Consider the following 22,943-nt stretch of genomic DNA (forward strand, 5'->3'; position numbering starts at 1 on the left):
ATGTTCAACCTGGCGGAAGAACTCTTCGCACCGGGCCGCAAGCACACCGAGGACGAGCGTCAGCGGCTCGCCCTGACCAGGGAGGACCAGGGCGACGGTGATCCCGGGAAGGGCCCGATCGACCTGACGTCGGGCCGCGTGACGATACGCGTCCCGGGACCGGCCGCCACGAACGATCAGGGAGCCCAGGGTGTGCATGCCTTAGGGAGTCGGCTCCAGGAGGCGGAGGCGGTGCGCGAGGGCGGCTGCCTCGCCGCGGCCGGAGACGCCCAGCTTGGCGAGGATGTTGGAGACGTGGACGCTCGCCGTCTTCGGTGAGATGAAGAGTTCCTCGGCGATCTGACGGTTGGTGCGGCCGGCGGAGACCAGGCGCAGGACGTCCTGCTCCCGGGGAGTCAGGCCGAAGGCGTCGTCTCCCGTCTCCGGTTCGGGGGCGTGATCCGGGGTGGTGAGGGAGAGACGGGCCCGGGCGGCCAGGAGTGCGACGTCTTCGCGGAGGGGGTGCGCGCCGAGGCGGACGGCCGTGGCATGGGCCTCGCGCAGGAGGGCCGCTGCCTCCTCACGAAGGCCGCCCTCCGCGAGCAGGGCGTCGGCGAGGCGATGACGCGTCTGGGCGAGCAGGTAGGGGCGCTCCAGCTGCTCGTACGCGGTGACGATCTCGGTCCAGCGTTCGACGGGTCGGCGGTCCTCCGCACGGTCCAGCTCCGCCGAGGTGTGCAGGGAGTACGCCTCCCACACGGGCGCGGGGGTCGCCAGCCCCCGTACGCAGCGGCGGATCAGGGCGATCGCCTCTGTGCGGCCCTCCTCGGCGGCGGGCAGGCCGAGCGAGTCGGCCTCCGCGGTGGCGGCGGCGAGCAGCAGCGGCCAGGCCTCTCGGTGGGTGCCGAGCGGGAAGCCGGACTCCGCGGCGGCGGCGAGCACGGTCCGGACGTCCTGGATCCGGCCGCCGACGGCGGCGATGCCCAGCTCGACCATGCGCGTCGGGACGGTGTACTGCGGCATGGGGTCGGCCTCGCCGAAGTGCTCGCGGGCGGCGGCGAGCTGGGTGACGGCGGTGTCCAGCTCGCCCCGGGCGAGGGCCAGTTGGGCGAGGCGCAGGGCCACGGAGCCGCGCGGCTTGGATCGGATGCCGTTCCGTTCCAGCCACTCGCAGTTGCGCTGGGCATCGCACCAGAGCCCGAGGGAGAGCTGCGACTCGGCCTGGTTGGAGCGGATCCAGCCCTGGCTGTCGAGAAGGCCGTGGTCGCGGGTGAGCCGGATGCCCTCCTCGGCGACGTCGACGGCCTCCTGGGAGCGGCCGAGGTTCTCCAGGGAGTGGGAGAGATTGACGTGGGCGCGGGAGGACTCGTGGTGGAGGCCGAGGGCGCGGGTGCGGTCGCGTACCTCGTACATGGTGGCGAGCCCGGTCTCGCGGTCTCCGGCGCCGACCTGGAGGGTGCCGAGGGTCAGTCGGGCGCTGAGCTCGATGGACTCGTCCTTGACGAGGCGGGCGTACTCGACGGCCCGCTCGGCGGCGGCGAGGCTCTCCGGGCCGGGCTTGTGGAGCATCCCCCAGCCGGCGGCCACGGCGAGGATGCGGGCGTGCACACCGGACGGAGGCATGCCCTTGACGAGTTCCTGGGCGGTGGCGATCTCGTCCCAGCCGTCGGAGCGGCCGAGTCCGGAGACGATGCGGGAGCGTTCGGTCCAGAACCAGGCGGAGCGCAGCGGGTCGCGGTCCTCGTCCTCCTCCCCTTCGAGGAGCCGCAGGGCCATCTTGCCGATCTTCAGGGCGCGTTCGCGCTCCCCGCACAGCCGGGCGGCGTACGCGGCCTCGGCGAGCAGGTCGAGATAGCGCAGCGGCGTGGTCTCGGGGTCGCAGCCGCACGGAGGGTACGCCTCGGCGTAGTCCATCGGCCGCAGGGAGCCGCGCACCTCGGCGGGGACCTCGTCCCAGAGTTCCATGGCCCGTTCGAGGAGCCGCAGTTGCTCGGCGTACGCAGAGCGCTTGCGGGCCTCGACGGAGGCGCGGAGCACGGCCGGCAGCGCCCGGGAGGGGTCGTGGGCGTGGTACCAGTAGCTGGCGGACCTGGTGGCCCGTTCGTCGGAGCGGACGAGGGAGGGGTCGGCCTCCAGGGCTTCGGCGTAGCGCCGGTTGAGGCGGGAGCGTTCACCGGGCAGCAGGTCGTCGCTGACGGCCTCGCGGACCAGGGAGTGGCGGAACCGGTAGCCGTCGCCGTCGGGGACGGACTGCAGGATGTTGGCGCCGACGGCGGCGCGCAGCGCCTCGATGAGGTCGTCCTCGGAGAGCCGGGCGACGGCGGCGAGCAGCGCGTACTCGACGGTGGAGCCGCCTTCGGCGACGATCCTGGCGACCCGCTGGGCGTCCTCGGGGAGCGTCTCGACCCGGACGAGCAGCAGATCGCGCAGGGAGTCGGTGAGTGCGCCGGGGGCGCAGCCGGACTCGTGGGAGACGACGAGTTCCTCGACGAAGAAGGCGTTGCCGTCGGAGCGGTCGAAGACCTCGTCGACGAGGGCGGCGTCGGGTTCGGCGGCGAGGATGCCGGTGAGCTGGCGGCGGACCTCCGCGCGCGTGAACCGGGCGAGTTCGATGCGCCGGATGGTCCGCAGCCGGTCCAGTTCGGCAAGCAGGGGGCGCAGCGGGTGGCGGCGGTGGATGTCGTCGGCGCGGTAGGTGGCGACGACCACGATCCGCCCGCGGCGCAGGGTGCGGAAGAGGTAGGCGAGGAGGTGCCGGGTCGATGCGTCGGCCCAGTGCAGGTCCTCCAGGACGAGCACGATCGTCCGGTCGGCGGCGAGCCGTTCCAGGAGCCGTACGGTCAGTTCGAAGAGCCGGGCGGTGGAGTCCTCGTTGGAGGGCTCGTGGCTGCCGACGTCGCCGAGTTCGGGGAGGAGGCGGGCGAGTTCGCCCTCCTGCCCGGCGGCCGCGGCCGCCAGTTCGTCGGGGAGTCGGCGGCTCAGCGCGCGCAGGGCGGTGGAGAAGGGCGCGAACGGCAGCCCGTCCGCGCCGACTTCGACACAGCCGCCGACCGCGACGAAGGCGCCGCGGTCGCAGGCCGCGGCGACGAACTCCTCGATGAGCCGCGTCTTGCCCACGCCGGCCTCGCCGCCGATGAGCAGAGCCTGGGGCTCTCCCTCACCGGCGCGGGCGAGCGCGTCGGTGAGGGCGGTGAGTTCGCCGGCCCGGCCGACGAACACGGGGCTGACTGACCTGGTCTCCACGGCGCCGAGCATCGCACAGACGTCCGGGGTCGTGCTCATACGGGGGTCACGCGGCCCGGACGAAGCGGCCTCGCTCGGCTCCCACCCGCCCTTCGGAATCATGGCCTCCGGACCGGGCGGCCTCCTTCGCGGCCCGCCGCGCCTTGACGGCCTGGCGGGCCAGGCGCTCGGCGGTGGCCTCACGGACGCGCTCGTCGTGGTTCATGCGGTGCAGTTCGTACGCGAACATTCGATGCTCCCTGGTGTCGGTATCGCTCCTTGCGATGCCTCTACTGTCGTTTCCCAGGGGGTGTCGCCACATCGGGAGAGTGCCGCATGTTCGGGGTACGGGGGGCCTTAGGAGGGTCCTAGGGGGTACTTAGGGCGCCGACGGGAGACTCAGGAACAGGTCGAAGTACATGCCCGCCGACAGGAACAGTCCGATTCCGCCCAGTACGGCACCGGCGACGGCCACGGCCCGGATCCAGACGGGGCGCTGCGGACGGGTGAGGACGACCACGGCGGTGATCAGGGCGAGGAGTGAGAAGAGGCCGTTGACGAGTGCGGTGGTGTGCCAGGCGTCGCCGTAGATCTCGGAGATCTGCTGGGCGGCGGTGCCGCCCTGGGCCTTGATCTGGCCGATGAGCGTCTCGCGCTCGCTGCCGACCTTCCCGACCCAGGTGCCGCTCAGGGCGGCGAGCCCGAGGCCGGCGGAGACGACGGCCGCGGCGCCCGCGCCGACGCCGCTGGAGGCGGCGGGGACCTCGTCGGCCGCCTCCAGCTCGTCCAGGTCGTCCAGGTCTCCCTGCTCGTCCGGCTCGTCGACGGCGTCGAGGCCGTCGCCGGGGCCGACGGCCTCCGCGGTCTTCGCGGTCTGCACGGCCTCCGTGGTCTTCACGGTGTCCTCGGTCTGCACGGCCTCCGTGGTCTTCTCGGCTTCCGTGTTCTCGTCAGTCTTGGCAGTCATGCACGGCACGCTAGGTGCCGCGTATGAGAAGGGCCTTAAGAAGCCTGCCCGGCCCTGAGCGTCTTCCACTCCGGCGCGAGCACCGACCAGACCTCCATGTCGAGGCGCTGCCCGCGGTACGGGTAGCTCTCCCGCAGCACGCCGTCCTTCGTCATGCCGAGCCGCCGGGCCACTGCGATGCTGGCCTCGTTCTTCGAGGAGACCAGCCACTCGACGCGGTGGATGGAGCGCTCCACGATCGCCCAGTCGATGATGGTGCGCGCGGCCCTGGTGACCAGGCCCTTGCCGACCGCCGACGGCTCCAGCCAGCACCCGGCCTCGGCCGTCCCGAGGGTCACGTCCATCGTGCGGAAGAGCACGCCGCCGACGAGGGTGCCCCCGGTCCAGATGCCGTAGATCCGGCCGGCGTCGTTCGCGGCCTTCTCGGCGTACGCCTTGAGGAAGGAGCGGGCCGAGTCGAGGTCCGCCACGAAGTCGGGGAGCGCGATGTGCTCCCCGACGTATTCCCGGCCGCGGTTCATGTGGGTGAGGAACTCCTCGGCGTGCGAAGGCTCCAGAGGCTTCAGCACCGCACCGTCGTCACCCAGCGATATCGCGAACATCCTCGTTGTCCTCCGCGCTCGAAACCGTCACACGCTGCAGGGGGATCTTCGCACGGTCGTCGTCCCGTTCGGCGTCGCGCGCGTCTGCTGCGGCACGGGACTCGGCGGGTTCGATGCTGATCCTGGGCAGTCGGCGGTCGAGCCAGCGCGGCAGCCACCAGTTCGCCCCGCCGAGCATGTGCATGAGCGCCGGGACGAGCAGCGTGCGCAGGACGAACGCGTCGAGCGCGACGGCGGCGGCGAGCGCGATGCCGAACATCGCGATGACCCGGTCCCCGCTCAGCACGAAGGCGAGGAAGACGGAGATCATGATGACCGCCGCGGAGTTGATCACCCGGCTGGTCTCGGCGAGCCCGACCCGGACCGCCCGACGGTTGTCGCCCGTCTCCAGCCACTCCTCGTACATCCGGCTGACCAGGAAGACCTGGTAGTCCATGGAGAGCCCGAAGAGCACCGACACCATGATCACGGGCAGGAACGGTTCGATCGGGCCGGCGCTGCCGAGCCCCAGCAGCTCGCTCCCCCACCCCCACTGGAAGATCGCGACGACGATCCCGAAGGAGGAGGCGACGGCGGCCACGTTCATGGCCGCCGCCTTCAGCGGAATGCCGATCGACCGGAACGCGAGCAGGAGCAGCAGACAGCCGAGCGCGATGACGACGCCCACGAAGAGCGGCAGCTTGCCGACGATGATCTCGGCGAAGTCGTCGTACGAGGCGGTGACGCCGCCGACGTGCACGTCCAGCGAGGTGCCCTGCTCGGCCGAGGGCAGCACGTCCGCGCGCAGCCGGTCGACGAGCTCGCTCGTCGCCTTCGACTGCGGAGAGGAGTCCGGTACGACGGTCAGGACGGCCGTGTCGCCCGCGCTGCTGTACGTGATCGGCGAGACGGACTCGACGCCTCGGGTGTTCGCGAGCTCGGCCGGCAGCTCCGCGAGCGCGACCCTGTCGTCGGCGCCGTCGATCTGGGCGACGAGGGTGAGCGGCCCGTTCACTCCGGGCCCGAATCCTTCGGCCAGCAGGTCGTACGCCTGCCGCGTCGTCGCCGTGGCCGGGCCGTTGCCCTGGTCGGACGTACCGAGATGGAGCGAGAGGGTCGGCAGGGCCAGGACCAGCATGACGACGGCGGCGACCGCGCCGAGCAGCTTGGGGTGGCGCTCCACGAAGGCGGACCAGCGGGCGGCGAAGCCGGTCGGCAGCTCGGGCTGCGGGCCGTGCTCGGCGAGATGCCGCCGTTCGCGCCGGCTGAGCGCCCGCATGCCGATGAGGGAGAGCAGCGCGGGCAGCAGGGTGATGGAGGCCGCGACGGTGAGGACCACGGTCAGTGAGGCGGCGATGGCGACGCCGTTGAGGAAGCTGAGCCTGAGGATCAGCATGCCGAGCAGTGCGATGCAGACGGTCGCGCCCGCGAAGACGACGGCACGGCCGGTGGTCGCGACGGCGATCTGCGCGGATTCGGCGACCGAGAGCCCACGTTTGAGGCCCTTGCGGTGCCGGGTGACGATGAACAGGGCGTAGTCGATGCCGACGCCCAGGCCGATGAGCAGGCCCAGCATGGGCGCGAAGTCGGCGACCGTGATGACGTGGCCGAGCAGCGCGATCCCGGAGTACGCGATGCCCACGCTGACGAGGGCGGTGGCGATGGGGAGCGCGGAGGCGGCGAGCGAGCCGAAGGCGAGGAAGAGGACGACAGCCGCGACGACCACGCCGACGGCCTCGGCGGTGTGTCCGCCGGGGGCCTCGGTGAGGGCGATGGCGGTGCCGCCGAGTTCGACCTGGACGCCGTCGCCCGCGGCCGTGCGGGCCGTGTCGACGAGCGCCTGGGCCTGGGCCTCCGGGATGTCGTCGGCCTGCTCGTGGAAGGTGACCGCGGCGTAGGCGGTGCGCCCGTCCTCGCTGATCTGCGCCTGGGCGGCCGGGCTGTCCCCGTACGGGGAGGCCACCGACGCGATGCCGGGCAGTTCGGCCACCTCGTCGAGCATCTCGGTCATGCGCTGCTCGATGCCGGTGGCGCGGACACTGCTCGTCTCGGTGTGCCAGACGATGGTGTCGCTGTCACCGCCCGCGCCGGGGAACCCCTGATCGAGGAGAGCGGTGGCACGGCCGGACTCGGTGCCTGGTACCTCGTAGTCGTTGGAGTACGCGTTGCCCGCGACCGCTGCGCCGGCGACTGCTCCGCCGAGGGCGATGAGCCAGAGCAGAACGACGACGAGGCGGTGCTTGATGCACCACCGTGCGATGGCTGCCAAAGGACGTGCTCCCTGGTGGGTGGTTCGTGGATCTTTACCGGGGAACTGCCCGCAAAGAACGCATGACCTACGTCAGGCCACTGTTGCAGCCTTAAGAGATCCTTTGCCCGTTTCGTGTCGTTACTCACAGGGCTGCGCGGGAGCTCAGGCCTTTGGTCCTGGGCTCCCGCGCAGCGCGTTCGGAAGGTCTCGTCGGCGGCCTCAGCCGGAGACGCTCGCCCGCCCGTTCTCGATGTGCCCCATGAGCCGCCGCCGGAAGCCGCCGGGGGCGGTCACCTCGACGTCGTACCAGCCGTGCGCGTCGGCCGCGGAGTGCACGACGGTACGGCCCCGGCCCGGCTTGACGGTGACGGTGCGGGTCCAGTCGCGGAGGTCGTCCCGGTCGACGTAGCCGAGCGGGCGGACGGTGAAGGAGATCGGGGCGGCGCCCGTGTTCCGTACGGTGAGATGCAGGTCACGGTCATGATGGTCGATATGCGAGGCGACCTCGGCGCCGCCCGCCGTCGGGCCCTCGAACTCGCGGCGGAAGCCGTTCGGACCGGTGATCGTGAACCGGTAATGATCGCGGGTGAGGGGTACCGCCCAGTGCGCCGCGCCCCTTACGTCCTTGTGCTGGGGGACGGTGAACTCTCCGGCGTACGGATAGAGCGCGAAGTGGACACTCGCCTTCCCGCTGTTGCGCAGGGCGACGGTGATCTCCTTCTCCCCCACCTTCGCGACGGCGTCCGGCTGGTACGGCAGCGGGCGGGCGGGGCGGGTGCCCGGCTCCTGCACCGGCATCTGCTGGACGAGCGGGGGCTGCGGCCGCCACCGGCCGGAGAAGGGCGGGATCGGGCCGGGCTGCTCGATCTCGGGCCGGCGGTGCCCGCGGCGGAAGTCGAAGGCGGAGGTCAGGTCGCCGGTGACGGCGCGGCGCCACGGGGTGATGTTGGGCTCCTGGATGCCGGTGAGCTTCTCCAGGAAGCGGACCACGGAGGTGTGGTCGAAGGTCTCGGAGCAGACGTAGCCGCCGACCGACCAGGGGGAGACGACGAGCAGCGGGACGCGGATGCCGAGGCCGGTGGGCAGACCCTTGTAGCGCTCGTCCGTGTTGTCCGCCGGCGGGACGGGCGGCGGCACGTGGTCGAAGAAGCCGTCGTTCTCGTCGTAATTGATCAGCACGACGGTGTGGCGCCACACGTCGGGGTGCGCGCCGAGGGCGTCGAGCACCTTGTAGACGAGGGTGGCGGAGGCGATCGGTGAGGAGGAGCCGGGGTGCTCGGAGTCGATCGCGGAGGGGACGAGGTACGAGACCTCCGGCAGCGTCCCTGCGGCCACATCGGCGCGGAAGGCGTCGGCGAGCTTCCCGGTCTCGACGCGGCGCAGTCCGCGCTCGAAGAGCGAGCGCTCGGCAGCGGTGAGGGTGGCGACGCCGTCCTCGAGGGCGGCGAGGAGCCGGGACCGTTCGGCGGCGTCCTCCGTGTCGCGGACAGCGGCGTAGAAGGACTCCATGAAGGTGTGCCCGCCGGTGGTGGCGAGCGCCTTGCGGGCGATCTTCTTGAAGCTGGTGAAGAACTCGATGTTGTTGTCGGTGAAGTTCTCCCACTCCGTGTACGTCTTCCAGCTCCGCCCGGCCGCTTCGAGACGCTCGGCGTAGGTGGGCCAGGAGTAGCCGGGGTGGGTGCCCTCGGCGTACGCGGCGTTGGTGACGGCACGGCTGCCGTCGGCCTCGAAGCCGGTCCAGCCGGACCACAGGTGGTTCCGGTTGGGACTCGTCGAGGTGTGGATGGAGGAGTGGTAGGCGTCGCAGATGGTGAAGGTGTCGGCGAGCTCGTGGTGCAGCGGGATGTCCTGGCGGTCGTAGTACGCCATCGTCGCCGCGGTCTTGGCGGAGACCCAGCCGTCCATCCACCCGTCGCGCCACGCCTTGGAGCCACCGCTCCAGGAGTGGTCGAGGTCGCCGATGTACTGGAGGTCCTTCTTCTGGGCCTCGGCCGCGTTCCTGATCGGGAACGGGAGCACGGTCCGGTCGAGCGCGGCGGGCTGCTCGAAGACCGGCTTGCCGGAGGGGAGCTCGATGGCGTTGCGGTCACCGAATCCACGGACACCGCGGAGGGTGCCGAAGTAGTGGTCGAAGGACCGGTTCTCCTGCATGAGGATCACGACGTGCTTCACCGCCGACATCCCGCCGGCCGGTGGCCCCGCGGCGATCGCCTCCTGCAACGACGGCGGGAGCAACGATCCGGCGGTGGCAACACCGAGGGCGCCACCGCCCAGTGCGAGGAGCCTTCTGCGAGACATCTCGGGTGACACGAACGACCTCCAGACGACGGCCAATGGTTCGCCTTCGAGCCATTGGGTGGTACGCGGGGGACGGTAGTGAGACCGAGTGACGGTGAGAAGACCCGACGACGGCGGGGTGGTGAACGTCCATCAGGCGGTGACGGAAGTCCAAGCGATTTCCGGCCACGGAGCCCCCGCGGCCGCCGCCTCTACTTGACGTGCACGATCTGGATCAGGTTGCCGCAGGTGTCGTCCAGGACCGCCGTGGTGGACGGGCCCATCTCCAGCGGGTCCTGGGTGAACTGGACGCCGAGCCCGCGCAGTCGGTCGAACTCCGCCCGCACGTCGTCCACGGCGAAGGAGACCGCCGGGATGCCGTCCTTCGCCAGCCCCGTCTTGTACGCCTGCACCACGGGATGGCGGGAGGGCTCGAGGAGCAGTTCGGTCCCCTCGGGGTCTTCCGGCGAGACCATGGTCAGCCACCGGTCCGTGCCCAGCGGGACGTCGTGCTTCTTCACGAAGCCCAGTACATCCGTGTAGAAGCGCTCGGCCTTCTCCTGGTCGTCGACGAAGACGCTGGTGATGTGGATCCTCATGGGGTGCTCTCCGGTGTTTCGGGCCTGAGCCACCGGCTCGCGATGCGCTCAAGGGGTTCGGTGTTCAGATCGTGGAACTTGTAGCGGCCCTGCCGCCGCGAGACGACCAGACCCGCGGATTCCAGTACGGCGAGATGCTGGCTGATCGCCTGCCGGGACAGCCCCAGACCGTGCTTCGTCACCAGCCGTGTGCATATCTCGAACAGGGTCTGACCGTCCCGTTCCACCAGCTCATCGAGGATGCGCCGACGGGTGGGATCGGCCAGTGCCTTGAAGACATCCTCCGTCATACCCACCACCATAGGCAAGTAGCCACTTGCCTATCAAGGCCGGCCCTCCCCATGACAAGGGCGGCCCGCCCCGGAACCTCCGGTGCGGGCCGCCCTTGTACGAAAGCAGCCGATCAGCCCTCGCTGACGCCCAGCTTCTCCAGGATCAGGTCCTTCACGCGCGCCGCGTCCGCCTGGCCGCGGGTTGCCTTCATGACCGCGCCCACCAGGGCGCCGACCGCCGCGACCTTGCCGCCGCGGATCTTGTCGGCGATGGCCGCGTTGGCCGCGATGGCCTCGTCGACCGCCGTGCCGAGCGCGCCCTCGTCGGAGACGACCTTCAGGCCGCGCTTCTCGACGACCTCGTCCGGGCCGCCCTCGCCGGCCAGCACGCCCTCGATGACCTGGCGGGCCAGCTTGTCGGTGAGGTCGCCGGAGGCCACCAGCTCGGTCACCCGGGCGACCTGCGCCGGGGTGATCGGCAGCTCGTCCAGGGCCGTGCCCGACTCGTTGGCGGAGCGGGCCAGTTCACCCATCCACCACTTGCGGGCCTGGTCCGCCGGAGCACCGGCGTCCGTGGTCGCGACGATGAGGTCGACCGCGCCCGCGTTGAGGATCGACTGCATGTCGTGCTCCGACACGCCCCACTCCTCGCGGAGCCGGTTGCGGCGCACGCGCGGCAGCTCGGGCAGCCCGGCGCGCAGCTCCTCGACCCACTCACGGGCCGGGGCGACGGGGACGAGGTCGGGCTCCGGGAAGTACCGGTAGTCCTCCGCGTTGTCCTTGATCCGGCCGGACGTGGTGGAGCCGTCTTCCTCGTGGAAGTGACGGGTCTCCTGCACGATCGTGCCGCCCGACTGCAGGACGGCCGCGTGGCGCTGGATCTCGAAGCGCGCCGCCCGCTCCACCGAACGGAGCGAGTTGACGTTCTTCGTCTCCGAGCGGGTGCCGAAGACCTTGGTGCCGTGCGGGCGCAGCGACAGGTTCACGTCGCAGCGCATCTGGCCCTTGTCCATGCGCGCCTCGGAGACGTCCAGCGCACGGATCAGCTCGCGCAGCTCGGCGACGTACGCCTTGGCGACCTCGGGAGCGCGCTCGCCCGCACCCTCGATGGGCTTGGTGACGATCTCGATGAGCGGGATGCCGGCCCGGTTGTAGTCGAGCAGGGAGTGGGACGCGCCGTGGATGCGGCCGGTGGCACCACCGACGTGCAGCGACTTGCCGGTGTCCTCCTCCATGTGGGCGCGCTCGATCTCCACGCGGAAGATCTCCCCGTCCTCCAGCTGGACGTCCAGATAGCCGTTGAAGGCGATCGGCTCGTCGTACTGCGAGGTCTGGAAGTTCTTCGGCATGTCCGGATAGAAGTAGTTCTTCCGGGCGAAGCGGCACCACTCGGCGATCTCGCAGTTCAGCGCGAGACCGATCTTGACGGCCGACTCGACGCCGATCGCGTTGACGACCGGCAGCGAGCCGGGCAGACCGAGACAGGTGGGGCAGGTCTGCGAGTTGGGCTCGGCACCCAGCTCGGTCGAGCAGCCGCAGAACATCTTGGTCTTCGTACCGAGTTCGACATGGACCTCCAGGCCCATGACGGGGTCGTACGCAGCGAGCGCCGCGTCGTACGACAGCAGTTCAGTGACGGTCACAGTGAGACTTTCCCTCTCAGCCCAGCAGGACGTCGTCGTCGCCCAGGCGCTTCAGCTCCCGGTAGAGGATCGCCAGGCCGGTAACGATGGCGGCGGCGGACACGGCGGAGTCGATCAGCCGCAGCATGTCGTTGTCGTTGCGGGCCATCTTGGCCTGCTTCGCGACGCTGATGGCACCGAACGCGGTGGTCGCCAGCGAGACGTAGACGCCGGTCTTCGACTTCTTGAAGTTCTTGGCCTTCTTTGCCATGGCACTCACAGCGACGGAGCCTCCTCAAGCAGCGGGTGACCCCACTTTTCCACGAAGGCGGCCTCGACGGCGGCGCCGACCTTGTACAGCCGGTCGTCCTTCATGGCGGGGGCGATGATCTGCAGACCGACCGGCAGACCGTCCTCCGGCGCGAGACCGCAGGGCAGTGACATGGCGGAGTTGCCGGCCAGGTTGGTCGGGATGGTGCACAGGTCCGCGAGGTACATCGCCATCGGGTCGTCGGCGCGCTCGCCGATCGGGAAGGCGGTGGTGGGGGTCGTCGGGGAGACGATCACGTCCACCTGCTCGAAGGCCTTCTCGAACTCGCGGGTGATGAGGGTGCGGACCTTCTGCGCCGAGCCGTAGTAGGCGTCGTAGTAGCCGGAGCTCAGCGCGTACGTACCGAGGATGATGCGGCGCTTGACCTCGTCGCCGAAGCCGGCCTCACGGGTGAGGGCGGTGACGTCCTCTGCCGACTTGGTGCCGTCGTCGCCGACCCGCAGGCCATAGCGCATGGCGTCGAAACGGGCCAGGTTGGAGGAGCACTCCGACGGCGCGATCAGGTAGTACGCCGAAAGAGCGAGGTCGAAGGTCGGGCAGTCCAGCTCGACGATCTCGGCGCCCAGCGACGTCAGCAGCTCGACGGACTCGTCGAAGCGCTGTACGACACCGGCCTGGTAGCCCTCGCCACGGAACTGCTTGACGACACCGACGCGCATTCCGGCGACGGAGCCGTTGCGGGCCGCCTCGACGACCGGCGGGACCGGGGCGTCGATGGAGGTCGAGTCCAGCGGGTCGTGTCCGGCGATGGCCTCGTGGAGCAGCGCCGCGTCCAGGACCGTACGGGCGCAGGGCCCGCCCTGGTCGAGGGAGGAGGAGAAGGCCACCATGCCGAAGCGGGAGACGCCACCGTAGGTCGGCTTGACGCCGACGGTGCCGGTGACGGCGGCGGGCTGGCGGATCGAGCCGCCGGTGTCCGTGCCGATGGCGAGCGGGGCCTCGTACGCGGCGAGGGCGGCGGAGGAGCCACCGCCGGAGCCGCCGGGGATCCGGGTCAGGTCCCAGGGGTTGCCGGTGGGGCCGTAGGCGCTGTTCTCGGTGGAGGACCCCATGGCGAACTCGTCCATGTTGGTCTTGCCGAGGATGACGACGTCTGCGGCCTTCAGCTTCTTGACCAGCGTCGCGTCGTACGGCGGGATCCAGCCTTCGAGGATCTTCGAGCCGACGGTCGTCGGGATGCCGACGGTGGTGAAGATGTCCTTGAGCGCGAGGGGGACGCCGGCCAGCGGGCCGAGCTTCTCGCCCTTGGCGCGCTTCTCGTCCACGGCGCGGGCCTGGGCGAGGGCGCCCTCCCGGTCGACGTGCAGGAAGGCGTGGACCTTCTCGTCGACGGCCTCGATACGGGCGAGGTGGGCCTCGGTCACCTGGACCGCGGTGAGCTCGCCCGCGGCGATCTTCCCGGCGATCTCGGCAGCCGTGAGCTTGATGATGGTGCTGTCCGTCATGTGATTAGTCCTCCCCCAGGATCTGCGGCACCTTGAAACGCTGCTGCTCCTGGGCCGGGGCGCCGGAGAGCGCCTGCTCGGGGGTGAGCGACGGACGGACCTCGTCCGCGCGCATGACGTTCGTCAGCGGCAGCGGGTGGGAGGTCGGCGGAACGTCTTGGTCGGCGACCTCGGAGACGCGGGCGACCGCGCCGATGATGTCGTCGAGCTGACCGGCGAAGTGATCGAGCTCTTCGCCCTTCAGCTCCAGACGCGCCAGCCGTGCGAGGTGGGCGACCTCCTCGCGCGTGATGCCAGGCATGCGATCCTCACGGGGTGAGTTTGATGGTGTTGGGCTCAATCCTATGGGGCCCGCACCTCTACCCGTGAAACGGTTTGCCGCGGCTGCCTCGGGGGCGCGCCCCCGAGGCGTCGGACCGCTACTGCACCACATGTCCGGTGGGCTGGTCGGCGGCCTGGAGGGCGGCCTCCTCCGAGGGACGGCGCCAGCCGTGCTCGCCGCGGGCGCGGAGCCAGGCCGTGGTCTCGCCGGGCGGCATCGCAGCGGCGACCAGCCAGCCCTGGACGGCGTCGCAGCCCAGGTCCCGCAGGCGCTCCCAGGTCTCGTCGTCCTCGACGCCCTCCGCGACGACGAGGAGGCCGAGCGAGTGGGCGAGGTCGAGGGTGCAGCGGACGATCTCGGCGTCCTCGGCGTCGACGGCGAGCCGGGCGACGAAGGAGCGGTCGATCTTGAGCTCGCTCACCGGGAGACGCCGCAGGTGCACGAGGGAGGAGTAGCCGGTGCCGAAGTCGTCGAGGGACATCTTCACGCCGTGGCCGGTCAGGCCGGCCATGGTGTCCGCGGCCCGCTGCGGGTCCTCCAGGAGCACGTGCTCCGTTATCTCCAGTTGCAGGGCGCCGGCCGGGACCCCGTGGCGGGCCAGGCGGGCGGCGACGGCACCGGCGAAGCCGGGGGTGTGGACGTCGCGGGGGGAGACGTTGACGGCGACAGGAACGTTCAACCCCTGGGCTCGCCACCGGGCGACCTGCGCGAGCGCGGTCTCGAGGACGTACTCGGTGAGGTGGGGCATCAGGCCCGAGGACTCGGCGATCGCGATGAACTCGTCCGGGGGGACCCGGCCGCGCTCGGGGTGCACCCAGCGCACCAGGGCCTCGAGGCCGGCGACCTGTCCGTCGAAGCGGACCTTGGGCTGGTAGTGGAGCTCGACCTCGCCGGCGTCCAGGGCTCGGCGCAGGTCGCCGAGGAGTCCGAGCCGGTCGGGGGTGTTGGAGTCGCGCTTCGACTCGTACACCTCCACGCCCGTACGGTCCCGCTTGGCCTGGTACATCGCCACGTCGGCCCGGCGCAGCAGCCCCTCGGCGTCGAGGGCGTGGTCGGGGAAGACGGCGACGCCGGCGCTGGCCTCCAGGACGAGCGTGAGCCCGTCGAGGTCGAGCGGCGAGGAGAGTTCGGCGACGAGGTGGCGGGCTACGCGCTGGGCGCTGGTGGTGGAGTCGGCGGTGGGGAGCAGGACGGCGAACTCGTCGCCGCCGAGCCGCGCGGCCTCCGCCCCGCGCGGCAGGGCGAGCTTGAGTCGCTCGGCGATCTGGAGCAGCAGCCGGTCTCCGGCGAGATGCCCCAGGGTGTCGTTGACCGATCGGAAACGGTCGAGGTCGATCAGGACGAGGGCGGAGCGCGCGCCCTCCCCCTCGGCCTCCTCGAGGGCCGTCCAGGCCCGCTCCAGGAGCCACTGGCGGTTCGGCAGTCCGGTGAGCGGGTCGCGCAGCTGCTCCTCGGCGCGGGCGCGGGCGATCCAGAGGGTGGAGTCGAGGGCGATGAGCGGGACGGCGAAGAGCGGCAGCAGGACCGGCTGGGAGACCGCGACGACGCAGATCAGCGGGGCGATGCCGAGCAGCGCGACCGCGACGAGTCCCTGCCGGAGCAGGGCCGTGCGGGCGACGGTCGGCAGGCCGCCGCCCTGGGGCGAGAGGGCGTACCAGAGGAGCAGCCGGGTCACCGCGAGGTAGGCGGCCGCGGCGAGCGCGACTTCCGGTACGTCGGCGATCCCCCAGTCGAGGGGCTGCCAGGGGCTCTCCACGGTCGGTACGTCCCCGAAGCCGGCGAGGACCAGGGCGGCGGCGCCGATGCCGAGGACGTCCACGGCGCCGTGCAGGAGTCCCTGGCGCCAGCGGTGGCGGCGGGCCGCACCGACCAGGACGACGACGGCCATGGAGACGAGGCCGGCGGGCACCCAACCGTAGAGCAGCAGGACCGCGAGGGTGAGGGCGGCGCCGGAGCCGGTTCCGCCCCACCAGCGGTCGCGGCCGAGGGCGACCAGATGTCCGACGATGAGCCCGGTGAGGACGGCGAGGGACCAGCCCGCGGCACCGCCGGGGAAGAGTCCGTGGCCGGTGCTCAGGGCCCGGTAGAACCCGGTGGCGAGCACGACGGCGGCGATGCCCACCACGACTCCGGGAAGCCCGGAGGTGATGCCCACGAAGGTCTCACGGCCACGCGGCCGTGAGACCGGGGCGGCACTCTCGGTCGGTTTCATTCCGTCCCTCTCACAGCCGGCGGTGCCGTCGCAACGCGATGGGCCGTTGTCATGCCTCCACGACCGGCAGAGCCCTCACACGGCCGTGCACGGCAGACGCACGGTCTCAACAGTAGGCCGCGGAGGGCTCCGACGGGCAGCGCTCTCCATGTCTTGCCCGAATGCGACCCGGCCACCCCTAAGGATCTGGTATGCGCCGAACGGGTGACGTTCCCGGCTGTCCCTTGCCTCTCTCCCGCCTATCCCGCTACGGGGACGGCCGCCTCCCGAGCGGCCTCGGGACCCTCTGCGAGCAGCACCGCGAAGCCGTCCTCGTCCAGAACCGGAACCTTCAGCTGCATCGCCTTGTCGTACTTCGAACCAGGGTTGTCACCGACGACCACGAAGTCGGTCTTCTTCGAAACGGAACCGGTCACCTTCGCCCCGAGGTTCTGGAGCGACTCTTTTGCGCCATCCCTGGTGAAGTTCTGCAGGGTGCCGGTCACGACGACGGTCATTCCCTCCAGCGGACGCGGCCCCTGCTCTTCGCCGGCGCCCTCGTCCTCGAACGTGACCCCGGCGGCGCGCCACTTGCGCACGATCTCCCGGTGCCACTCCTCGGAGAACCAGTCCTTCACCGCGGCCGCGATGATCCCGCCGACGCCGTCGACGGCCGCCAGCTCCTCCTCGGTCGCCTGCTCGATCCGCTCCAGCGAGCGGAACTCGCGGGCCAGCGCCTGGGCCGCCACCGGCCCGACATGGCGGATCGACAGGCCGTTGATGAACCGGGCGAGCGGCCGCGCCTTCGCCGCCTCGATGTTCGCCAGCATCGCGAGCGCGTTCTTCTTCGGCTCGCCCTTCTGGTTGGCGAAGACGGTGACGACCTTCTCCTCACCGGTCTTCGGGTCCCGCTTGGGCAGCCCGCTGTCCTGGTCGAGGACGTGCGCCTTGATGGGAAGGAGCTGCTCGATGGTGAGGTCGAAGAGATCGCCCTCGTCGACGAGCGGCGGCTCGGAGGGCACCAGCGGGCGGGTCAGCGCCGCTGCTGCGACCGCGCCGAAGTTCTCGATGTCCAGGCACTCGCGGCCGGCCAGGTAGAAGAGACGTTCACGCAACTGGGCCGGGCAGGTCCGCGCGTTGGGGCAGCGCAGATCGATGTCGCCCTCCTTCATGGCCCGCAGCGGTGTCCCGCATGCCGGACACTCGGCCGGCATCACGAACTCCCGCTCGGTGCCGTCCCGCAGATCGGCGACCGGGCCGAGGATCTCCGGAATGACGTCACCGGCCTTGCGCAGCACGACCGTGTCGCCGATCAGCACGCCCTTGGCCTTCACCACCTCCTGGTTGTGGAGGGTGGCGAACTCGACCTCCGAGCCTGCGACCTTGACCGGCTCGACCTGGGCGTACGGGGTGACCCGGCCCGTCCGGCCGACGCCGACCTTGATGTCGACCAGCTTGGTGTTGACCTCCTCCGGCGCGTACTTCCAGGCGATGGCCCAGCGCGGGGCGCGCGCGGTGGAGCCGAGCCGGCCCTGGAGCGGGATCTCGTCCAGCTTGACGACGACCCCGTCGATCTCGTGCTCGACGGAGTGCCGGTTCTCGCCGAAGTACGCGATGAACTCCCGTACCGCGTCGAGCGAGCCGACCACCCGGTTGTGCTGGGCGGTCGGCAGGCCCCATTCACGCAGCAGGTCGTAGGCCTGGCTGAGGCGGTCGATGTCGAAGCCCTCGCGGGCGCCGATGCCGTGGACCACCATGCGCAGCGGGAGCGTGGCCGTGATCTTCGGGTCCTTCTGCCGCAGCGAACCGGAGGCGGAGTTCCGCGGGTTCGCGTACGGCTGCTCGCCGGCCGCCACCCGGCGGGCGTTGAGGTCGGCGAAGGCCTCCATCGGGAAGTAGACCTCGCCCCGGATCTCCACCAGGTCCGGGATCCGGTCGCCGGACAGCCGGTCCGGGATGCCGTGGATGGTCCGGGCGTTGGGCGTGATGTCCTCACCGGTGACGCCGGTGCCCCGGGTGGCGGCCCGGGTGAGCCGGCCCTTCTCGTACGTCAGGTTGATCGCGAGGCCGTCGACCTTGAGCTCGCACAGGAAGTGGTACGCGGACGTGCCGACGTCCTTGGCCACCCGCTCCGCCCAGGCGGACAGCTCGGCGTCGTCGAAGGCGTTGTCCAGCGAGTACATGCGCTCGCGGTGGTCGACCTTGGCCAGGCCCGTCTCGTAGTCCCCCGAGACCTTCTGGGTCGGCGAGTCCGGCGTGCGCAGCTCGGGATACTCCTCCTCCAGCGCCTCGAGGGAGCGCAGGAGCCTGTCGAACTCGCCGTCGCTGATGACGGGCTGGTCCTTCACGTAGTACCGGAAGCGGTGCTCCTCGACCTGCTCGGCCAGCTCGGCGTGCTTCTCCCGTGCCTCGGCGGGCAGGGCCCCCTGTTCGACTGCCACCGTTACTCGTCCTCCCGTTGACTCGGACCCCGTCACTCAGGGTTGTCCGCGAGCGATCTCGCCGCCCGGGCGCAGTGGGCGAGCGCCGCCCGGGCGTATGCCGGCGAAGCACCCGCGAGCCCGCACGTCGGAGTGACCACGACGGACTCGGCGAGAGTCCCCGGATTCAGCCCCAGCCTGCGCCACAGCGTCCTGACACCCATGACGCTACCGCCCGGGTCCGACAATGGGGCGTCGGTCGAGGACACCACGCCCGCGAAGAGCTTCGTGCCGGACTCCACCGCCTCGCCGATGGGCTCCTCGTCACGTTCGGTGAGCAGCCCGAAGTCGAACGAGACCCCGGCGACGCCGGCACGGCGCAGCAGTCCGAACGGGACGTCGGGGGCGCAGGAGTGCACGACGACCGGGCCGTCGTGCACCGCGATGATCTCGCGCAGGGCGCTCTCGACGACCTGCCGGTCGATGGCGCGGTAGGTGCGGTAGCCGCTGGCGGTACGGACCTGTCCACGCAGCACGGACGTCAGGGAGGGCTCGTCGAGCTGGAGGACGAGCCGGGCACCGGGGACCCGCTTGTGGAGATCGGCGAGGTGGTCGCGCAGCCCCTCGGCGAGGGAGCCCACGAGGTCCCGGCAGGCGCCGGGGTCGCCGAGCGCCGCCTCGCCGCCGCGCCGCTCCAGGGCGGTGGCGAGCGTCCAGGGGCCCACGACCTGGACCTTGAGCGGGCCTTCGTAACCCTGGGTGAACTCCTCGAGGGCGTCGAGGTCCTCGCCGAGCCAGGAGTGGGCGCGCCGGGTGTCGCGGCCCGGCCGGTCGCTGACCCGCCACCCGCTCGGCTCCACGTGCGCGTACATCTCGACGAGCATCCCGATGGTCCGCCCGATCATGTCGGCGCCGGGCCCGCGGGCCGGGAGCTCCGCCAGGTAGGGGAAGCCCTCCAAGGAGCCCGTGACCGTCTTGGCCGCCTCGCGGGCGTCGCCGCCGGGCATGGAGCCGACGCCGGTGGCGGGCCCCCAGGTGAACGCTGCCTGCTCGCTGGTCTCGCTCACTGTTCCTACCGTCCCGGACGGACTGTCAGGTCGTTGATCTCGGCGTCGCGCGGCAGATCGATGGCCGTGATGATCGTCGTCGCGACGGACTCCGGGTCGATCCACCGGGAGGGGTCGTACTCCTTGCCCTCCTGCGCGTGCACCTTGGCCTGCATCGGGCTGGCGGTCCGCCCCGGGTAGACCGAGGTGACGCGCACCCCGTTGCCGTGCTCCTCGTGGCGCAGGGAGTCGGCGAGCGCCTTCAGACCGTGCTTGGAGGCGGCGTAGGCGCTCCACTCGGCATGGGCGTTGAGCCCGGCGCCGGAGTTGACGAAGACCACGTGTCCCTGGGAGACGCGCAGCTGGGGCAGGAAGTGCCGGGTCAGTTCGGCGGGGGCGACGAGGTTGACGTTGAGCTGGTGGCGCCAGGTCTTCGGGGTGAGGTCGCCGACCGGCCCGAGGTCGACGACGCCGGCGATGTGCAGAAGGGTGTCGACCCGCTCGGGCAGGCTCTGGTGCGAGAACGCCCAGGAGAGCCGGTCGGGGTCGGCGAGGTCTCCGACGAGTGTTCTGGCGCCGGGGAACTCGGCGGCGAGCTCCTTGGCCCGGCCGGCATCGCGCGCGTGGAGCACGAGCTCGTCCCCGCGCGCGTGCAGACGACGGGCGACGGCGGCGCCGATGCCGGAACCAGCCCCGGTGATCACATGTGTAGCCATGGGGACCATGGTCCCATCACTGTGCGGCGATGCCCCCGGCGGCAGCCGTCGAAGTCGCATCCTCCAGGTAGGCCAGAGCGGACACGCCGTCCTCGGCGAAGAAGACCAGGTCCGTCAGCGGCAGGGGCAGGAAGCCCTCGGCCTCCATGCGGTGGAACTGGGTCTTCAGGCCGTCGTAGAACCCGGCCGTGTTCAGCAGTACCACCGGCTTGGTGTGCTTGCCGTGCTTCCTCAGCTCCAGGACCTCGGTGGCCTCGTCGAGGGTGCCGGTGCCGCCGACCATGACCACGATCGCGTCGGACTTGGCCAGAAGCAGCGCCTTCCGCTCGGCGAGGTCCTTGGCGATGATCATCTCGTCCGCGGCCGGCCGGGCCTTGGCGGCCAGGAAGTCGACCGAGACGCCGACGAGCCGGCCGCCCGCCTCCTCGACGCCGTCCGCGACGACCTTCATCAGACCGACGTCGGAGCCGCCCCACACCAGCGTGTGGCCGGCCTTTCCGAGGCGTTCCGCGAAGTCGCGGGCGGGGGCGGTGTAGCGCTCGTCGAGGTCGGCGGCGGAGAGGAAGACGCAGATGTTCATGGCCTCCACGGTAGGCGCCGACCTGCGACTTCCAAGAATTTCCGGGAAATCCCGCCGAGTCGCGATGAGTTCCGGAAGCGGCTCCGGTCCTATCCGGCATGGACGAGGTGAACAGCACGCTGAGCAGGTCCCGGGGCCGGGTCACATCGGGGGACGGCACCCGGATCGCGTACGAGCGGTGCGGTGAGGGACAGCCGGTGGTCCTGGTGGGCGGGGCCCTGTGCACCGCCGCGACCGAGGCGCCCTTGGCCGACCTCCTCGCACCGCGCTTCTCTGTGGTGACCTACGACCGGCGGGGGCGAGGCGGGAGCGGCGACACCGGCCCGTACACCGTGGAGCGGGAGATCGACGATCTGGCGACGCTGATCGACGAGGTGGGTGGCCGGGTGATCGTGCACGGCACGTCGTCGGGCGGGGCACTGGCGCTGGCCGCGGCGGGCGCAGGGCTGCCGATCGACCGCCTGTCGGTCTACGAGCCGCCGTTCTCGGCGGAGGCCGGGGCGCGCCAGACGTACACCGCGCACCGGCGCCGGCTGACGGATCTCCTCGACCGGGGGCAGCGGGCGGCGGCGCTCGAACTCTTCCTCGCCGACGCGATAGCGCCGGGGGCGCTGGCCGGGATGCGCGGCGGGGCGGAGTGGCCACGGCTCGAGGCCGTGGCGCACACCCTGGCCTACGACCACGCGCTGCTGGGCGACGGTGCGGTGCCGGCCAAGCGCCTGCGGCGGCTCCACGCGCGCGTGCTGGTGGTCGACGGCGGCGCGAGCCCCGCCTGGATGCGCCGGGCCGCCCACGCCGTCTCGACGTCCCTCCCCCGCGGACGCCACCGCACGCTGACGGGCCAGACGCACCAGGTGGCACCGCACGTCCTGGCGCCGGTCCTGGAGGAGTTCTTCGAGGAGGAGTAGGAGTGAGGGGCGGTGGCCTTCGGGGTCGGATCGCCGCTACGGCGTCAGACCGTCGCCGCCGTGCTCCGTACCGTCGTCGCGATCGTCGCCGAGCCCACCACACGCGTGCCGTCGTACAGCACGATCGCCTGGCCGGGGGCCACGCCCCGGACCGGCTCGTCGAACGTGACCGTCAGCTCGCCGTCCTCCAGGGCGGCCGTCACCGCCGTCTCGCCGCCGTGGGCGCGCAGCTGGGCGGTGTAGCGGCCGGAGCCCTCCGGGGCCGTGCCGCACCAGCGGGGCTTGATCGCCGTGAGGCCGGTGACGTCGAGCGCCTCGACCGGGCCCACCGTGACCGTGTTGTTCACCGGCGAGATGTCCAGGACGTAGCGCGGCTTGCCGTCCGGCGCCGGGTGGCCGATCCGCAGGCCCTTGCGCTGGCCGATGGTGAAGCCGTACGCACCCTCGTGGGTACCCACCTTCGTCCCCGACTCGTCGACGATGTCGCCCTCCGCCCGGCCCAGCCGGGAGGTGAGGAAGCCCTGGGTGTCGCCGTCGGCGATGAAGCAGATGTCGTGGCTGTCGGGCTTCTTCGCCACCGCGAGCCCGCGGCGCTCCGCCTCCGCCCGGATCTCGTCCTTGGTCGTGAGGGTGTCGCCGAGCGGGAACATCGCGTGGGCGAGCTGCTTCTCGTCCAGGACACCGAGGACGTACGACTGGTCCTTGGCCATGTCGGAGGCCCGGTGCAGCTCGCGCGAGCCGTCCTCGTTGAGCACGACCGTGGCGTAGTGGCCGGTGCAGACCGCGTCGAAGCCGAGCGCGAGCGCCTTGTCGAGCAGCGCAGCGAACTTGATCTTCTCGTTGCAGCGCAGGCACGGGTTGGGGGTGCGGCCCGCCTCGTACTCCGCGACGAAGTCGTCGACGACGTCCTCGCGGAACCGCTCGGCGAGGTCCCAGACGTAGAAGGGGATACCGATGACGTCGGCCGCGCGGCGGGCGTCGCGGGAGTCCTCGATGGTGCAGCAGCCGCGCGCGCCGGTACGGAACGACTGCGGGTTCGCGGAGAGCGCCAGGTGCACCCCGGTCACGTCGTGCCCGGCTTCGGCGGCGCGGGCGGCGGCGACGGCGGAGTCCACTCCGCCGGACATGGCGGCGAGTACACGGAGGGGGCGCGGCGGCGGAGTCTGAGTCATAGCCCTACCAGGGTACGGGGCTCCGGGAACCGTGGTCGCGTG

20 protein-coding genes are annotated in these 22,943 nt (G+C 71.2%); 2 read left to right on the plus strand and 18 right to left on the minus strand.

Features of this window, described 5'->3' with window-relative positions:
- Positions 1 to 318: a DUF6191 domain-containing protein gene (locus tag ACZ561_RS27100; protein WP_470999637.1), complete on the plus strand. Its 318-nt coding sequence runs from the start codon at positions 1 to 3 to the stop codon at positions 316 to 318.
- On the opposite strand, the gene ACZ561_RS27105 is transcribed toward ACZ561_RS27100, so the two are convergent.
- From ACZ561_RS27105 to ACZ561_RS27185, 17 genes are all read right to left on the minus strand, one after another.
- Positions 202 to 3,261 (minus strand): helix-turn-helix transcriptional regulator, encoded by a 3,060-nt coding sequence (locus ACZ561_RS27105; RefSeq protein ID WP_470999639.1) that lies wholly within the window; start codon positions 3,259 to 3,261, stop codon positions 202 to 204. The two genes, ACZ561_RS27100 and ACZ561_RS27105, sit on opposite strands and share 117 nt — an antisense overlap.
- A 7-nt stretch (positions 3,262 to 3,268) precedes the next feature.
- The gene (locus tag ACZ561_RS27110) at positions 3,269 to 3,451 is read right to left on the minus strand and encodes a hypothetical protein (RefSeq protein WP_470999641.1); all 183 of its coding nucleotides are present in this window, start codon (positions 3,449 to 3,451) and stop codon (positions 3,269 to 3,271) included.
- 129 nt (positions 3,452 to 3,580) lie between these two features.
- A complete protein-coding gene (locus tag ACZ561_RS27115) occupies positions 3,581 to 4,168 on the minus strand; it encodes a hypothetical protein (protein WP_470999644.1) in 588 nt (195 codons plus the stop codon).
- 35 nt (positions 4,169 to 4,203) lie between these two features.
- Complete coding sequence (locus ACZ561_RS27120) at positions 4,204 to 4,770, minus strand: GNAT family N-acetyltransferase (RefSeq protein ID WP_470999646.1); 567 nt, start codon at positions 4,768 to 4,770, stop codon at positions 4,204 to 4,206.
- Positions 4,748 to 7,018 (minus strand): MMPL family transporter, encoded by a 2,271-nt coding sequence (locus ACZ561_RS27125; RefSeq protein ID WP_470999648.1) that lies wholly within the window; start codon positions 7,016 to 7,018, stop codon positions 4,748 to 4,750. The genes ACZ561_RS27120 and ACZ561_RS27125 overlap by 23 nt, the downstream gene beginning before the upstream one ends.
- 201 nt (positions 7,019 to 7,219) lie before the next feature.
- Positions 7,220 to 9,310 carry a phosphocholine-specific phospholipase C gene (locus ACZ561_RS27130; RefSeq protein WP_470999650.1) on the minus strand — a complete coding sequence of 697 codons (2,091 nt, stop codon included), beginning with the start codon at positions 9,308 to 9,310 and terminating at the stop codon, positions 7,220 to 7,222.
- 179 nt (positions 9,311 to 9,489) lie between these two features.
- Positions 9,490 to 9,876 (minus strand): VOC family protein, encoded by a 387-nt coding sequence (locus ACZ561_RS27135; protein ID WP_376438881.1) that lies wholly within the window; start codon positions 9,874 to 9,876, stop codon positions 9,490 to 9,492.
- The gene (locus ACZ561_RS27140) at positions 9,873 to 10,166 is read right to left on the minus strand and encodes an ArsR/SmtB family transcription factor (RefSeq protein ID WP_329115607.1); all 294 of its coding nucleotides are present in this window, start codon (positions 10,164 to 10,166) and stop codon (positions 9,873 to 9,875) included. The genes ACZ561_RS27135 and ACZ561_RS27140 overlap by 4 nt, the downstream gene beginning before the upstream one ends.
- Before the next feature lie 113 nt (positions 10,167 to 10,279).
- Positions 10,280 to 11,791 (minus strand): Asp-tRNA(Asn)/Glu-tRNA(Gln) amidotransferase subunit GatB, encoded by a 1,512-nt coding sequence (gene gatB, locus ACZ561_RS27145; protein ID WP_329115609.1) that lies wholly within the window; start codon positions 11,789 to 11,791, stop codon positions 10,280 to 10,282.
- A 16-nt stretch (positions 11,792 to 11,807) separates the two neighbouring features.
- A complete protein-coding gene (locus ACZ561_RS27150; RefSeq protein ID WP_189513203.1) occupies positions 11,808 to 12,041 on the minus strand; it encodes a hypothetical protein in 234 nt (77 codons plus the stop codon).
- Positions 12,042 to 12,046: 5 nt separating this feature from the next.
- Positions 12,047 to 13,546, minus strand: coding sequence for an Asp-tRNA(Asn)/Glu-tRNA(Gln) amidotransferase subunit GatA (gene gatA / locus ACZ561_RS27155; RefSeq protein WP_470999652.1), 1,500 nt, complete (start codon positions 13,544 to 13,546; stop codon positions 12,047 to 12,049).
- Between the two features lie 4 nt (positions 13,547 to 13,550).
- Positions 13,551 to 13,847 (minus strand): Asp-tRNA(Asn)/Glu-tRNA(Gln) amidotransferase subunit GatC, encoded by a 297-nt coding sequence (gene gatC / locus ACZ561_RS27160; RefSeq protein ID WP_015036350.1) that lies wholly within the window; start codon positions 13,845 to 13,847, stop codon positions 13,551 to 13,553.
- A 118-nt stretch (positions 13,848 to 13,965) separates the two neighbouring features.
- Positions 13,966 to 16,080 carry a putative bifunctional diguanylate cyclase/phosphodiesterase gene (locus tag ACZ561_RS27165; RefSeq protein WP_470999654.1) on the minus strand — a complete coding sequence of 705 codons (2,115 nt, stop codon included), beginning with the start codon at positions 16,078 to 16,080 and terminating at the stop codon, positions 13,966 to 13,968.
- 239 nt (positions 16,081 to 16,319) lie between these two features.
- Positions 16,320 to 18,500, minus strand: a complete 2,181-nt coding sequence (gene ligA / locus ACZ561_RS27170) for an NAD-dependent DNA ligase LigA (protein WP_470999656.1) — start codon at positions 18,498 to 18,500, stop codon at positions 16,320 to 16,322.
- Positions 18,501 to 18,532: 32 nt separating this feature from the next.
- On the minus strand, positions 18,533 to 19,546 hold the full coding sequence (locus ACZ561_RS27175; RefSeq protein WP_470999658.1) for a methionine synthase: 1,014 nt from the start codon (positions 19,544 to 19,546) through the stop codon (positions 18,533 to 18,535).
- Positions 19,547 to 19,551: 5 nt separating this feature from the next.
- Positions 19,552 to 20,250, minus strand: coding sequence for an SDR family oxidoreductase (locus ACZ561_RS27180; protein ID WP_470999660.1), 699 nt, complete (start codon positions 20,248 to 20,250; stop codon positions 19,552 to 19,554).
- A gap of 7 nt (positions 20,251 to 20,257) precedes the next feature.
- On the minus strand, positions 20,258 to 20,821 hold the full coding sequence (locus ACZ561_RS27185; protein WP_470999662.1) for an LOG family protein: 564 nt from the start codon (positions 20,819 to 20,821) through the stop codon (positions 20,258 to 20,260).
- Positions 20,822 to 20,919: 98 nt separating this feature from the next.
- On the opposite strand from ACZ561_RS27185, the gene ACZ561_RS27190 reads away from it, so the two are divergent.
- Complete coding sequence (locus ACZ561_RS27190) at positions 20,920 to 21,729, plus strand: alpha/beta fold hydrolase (RefSeq protein WP_470999664.1); 810 nt, start codon at positions 20,920 to 20,922, stop codon at positions 21,727 to 21,729.
- A gap of 44 nt (positions 21,730 to 21,773) precedes the next feature.
- Here ACZ561_RS27190 and mnmA read toward each other — a convergent pair whose 3' ends face one another.
- Positions 21,774 to 22,901: a tRNA 2-thiouridine(34) synthase MnmA gene (gene mnmA, locus ACZ561_RS27195; protein WP_470999666.1), complete on the minus strand. Its 1,128-nt coding sequence runs from the start codon at positions 22,899 to 22,901 to the stop codon at positions 21,774 to 21,776.
- Between the last annotated feature and the right edge of the window lie 42 nt (positions 22,902 to 22,943).

Source organism: Streptomyces sp. NPDC039609, assembly GCF_055596705.1.

Excerpts from the sequence above, each read along its gene's own strand:
- ACZ561_RS27100 (WP_470999637.1), top strand. The coding sequence starts at position 1 with ATGTTCAACCTGGCGGAAGAACTCTTCGCACCGGGCCGCAAGCACACC.
- ACZ561_RS27105 (WP_470999639.1), bottom strand. The coding sequence starts at position 3,261 with ATGAGCACGACCCCGGACGTCTGTGCGATGCTCGGCGCCGTGGAGACC.
- ACZ561_RS27110 (WP_470999641.1), bottom strand. The coding sequence starts at position 3,451 with ATGTTCGCGTACGAACTGCACCGCATGAACCACGACGAGCGCGTCCGT.
- ACZ561_RS27115 (WP_470999644.1), bottom strand. The coding sequence starts at position 4,168 with ATGACTGCCAAGACTGACGAGAACACGGAAGCCGAGAAGACCACGGAG.
- ACZ561_RS27120 (WP_470999646.1), bottom strand. The coding sequence starts at position 4,770 with ATGTTCGCGATATCGCTGGGTGACGACGGTGCGGTGCTGAAGCCTCTG.
- ACZ561_RS27135 (WP_376438881.1), bottom strand. The coding sequence starts at position 9,876 with ATGAGGATCCACATCACCAGCGTCTTCGTCGACGACCAGGAGAAGGCC.
- ACZ561_RS27140 (WP_329115607.1), bottom strand. The coding sequence starts at position 10,166 with ATGACGGAGGATGTCTTCAAGGCACTGGCCGATCCCACCCGTCGGCGC.
- ACZ561_RS27150 (WP_189513203.1), bottom strand. The coding sequence starts at position 12,041 with ATGGCAAAGAAGGCCAAGAACTTCAAGAAGTCGAAGACCGGCGTCTAC.
- gatA (WP_470999652.1), bottom strand. The coding sequence starts at position 13,546 with ATGACGGACAGCACCATCATCAAGCTCACGGCTGCCGAGATCGCCGGG.
- gatC (WP_015036350.1), bottom strand. The coding sequence starts at position 13,847 with ATGCCTGGCATCACGCGCGAGGAGGTCGCCCACCTCGCACGGCTGGCG.
- ACZ561_RS27165 (WP_470999654.1), bottom strand. The coding sequence starts at position 16,080 with ATGAAACCGACCGAGAGTGCCGCCCCGGTCTCACGGCCGCGTGGCCGT.
- ACZ561_RS27180 (WP_470999660.1), bottom strand. The coding sequence starts at position 20,250 with ATGGTCCCCATGGCTACACATGTGATCACCGGGGCTGGTTCCGGCATC.
- ACZ561_RS27185 (WP_470999662.1), bottom strand. The coding sequence starts at position 20,821 with ATGAACATCTGCGTCTTCCTCTCCGCCGCCGACCTCGACGAGCGCTAC.
- ACZ561_RS27190 (WP_470999664.1), top strand. The coding sequence starts at position 20,920 with ATGGACGAGGTGAACAGCACGCTGAGCAGGTCCCGGGGCCGGGTCACA.
- mnmA (WP_470999666.1), bottom strand. The coding sequence starts at position 22,901 with ATGACTCAGACTCCGCCGCCGCGCCCCCTCCGTGTACTCGCCGCCATG.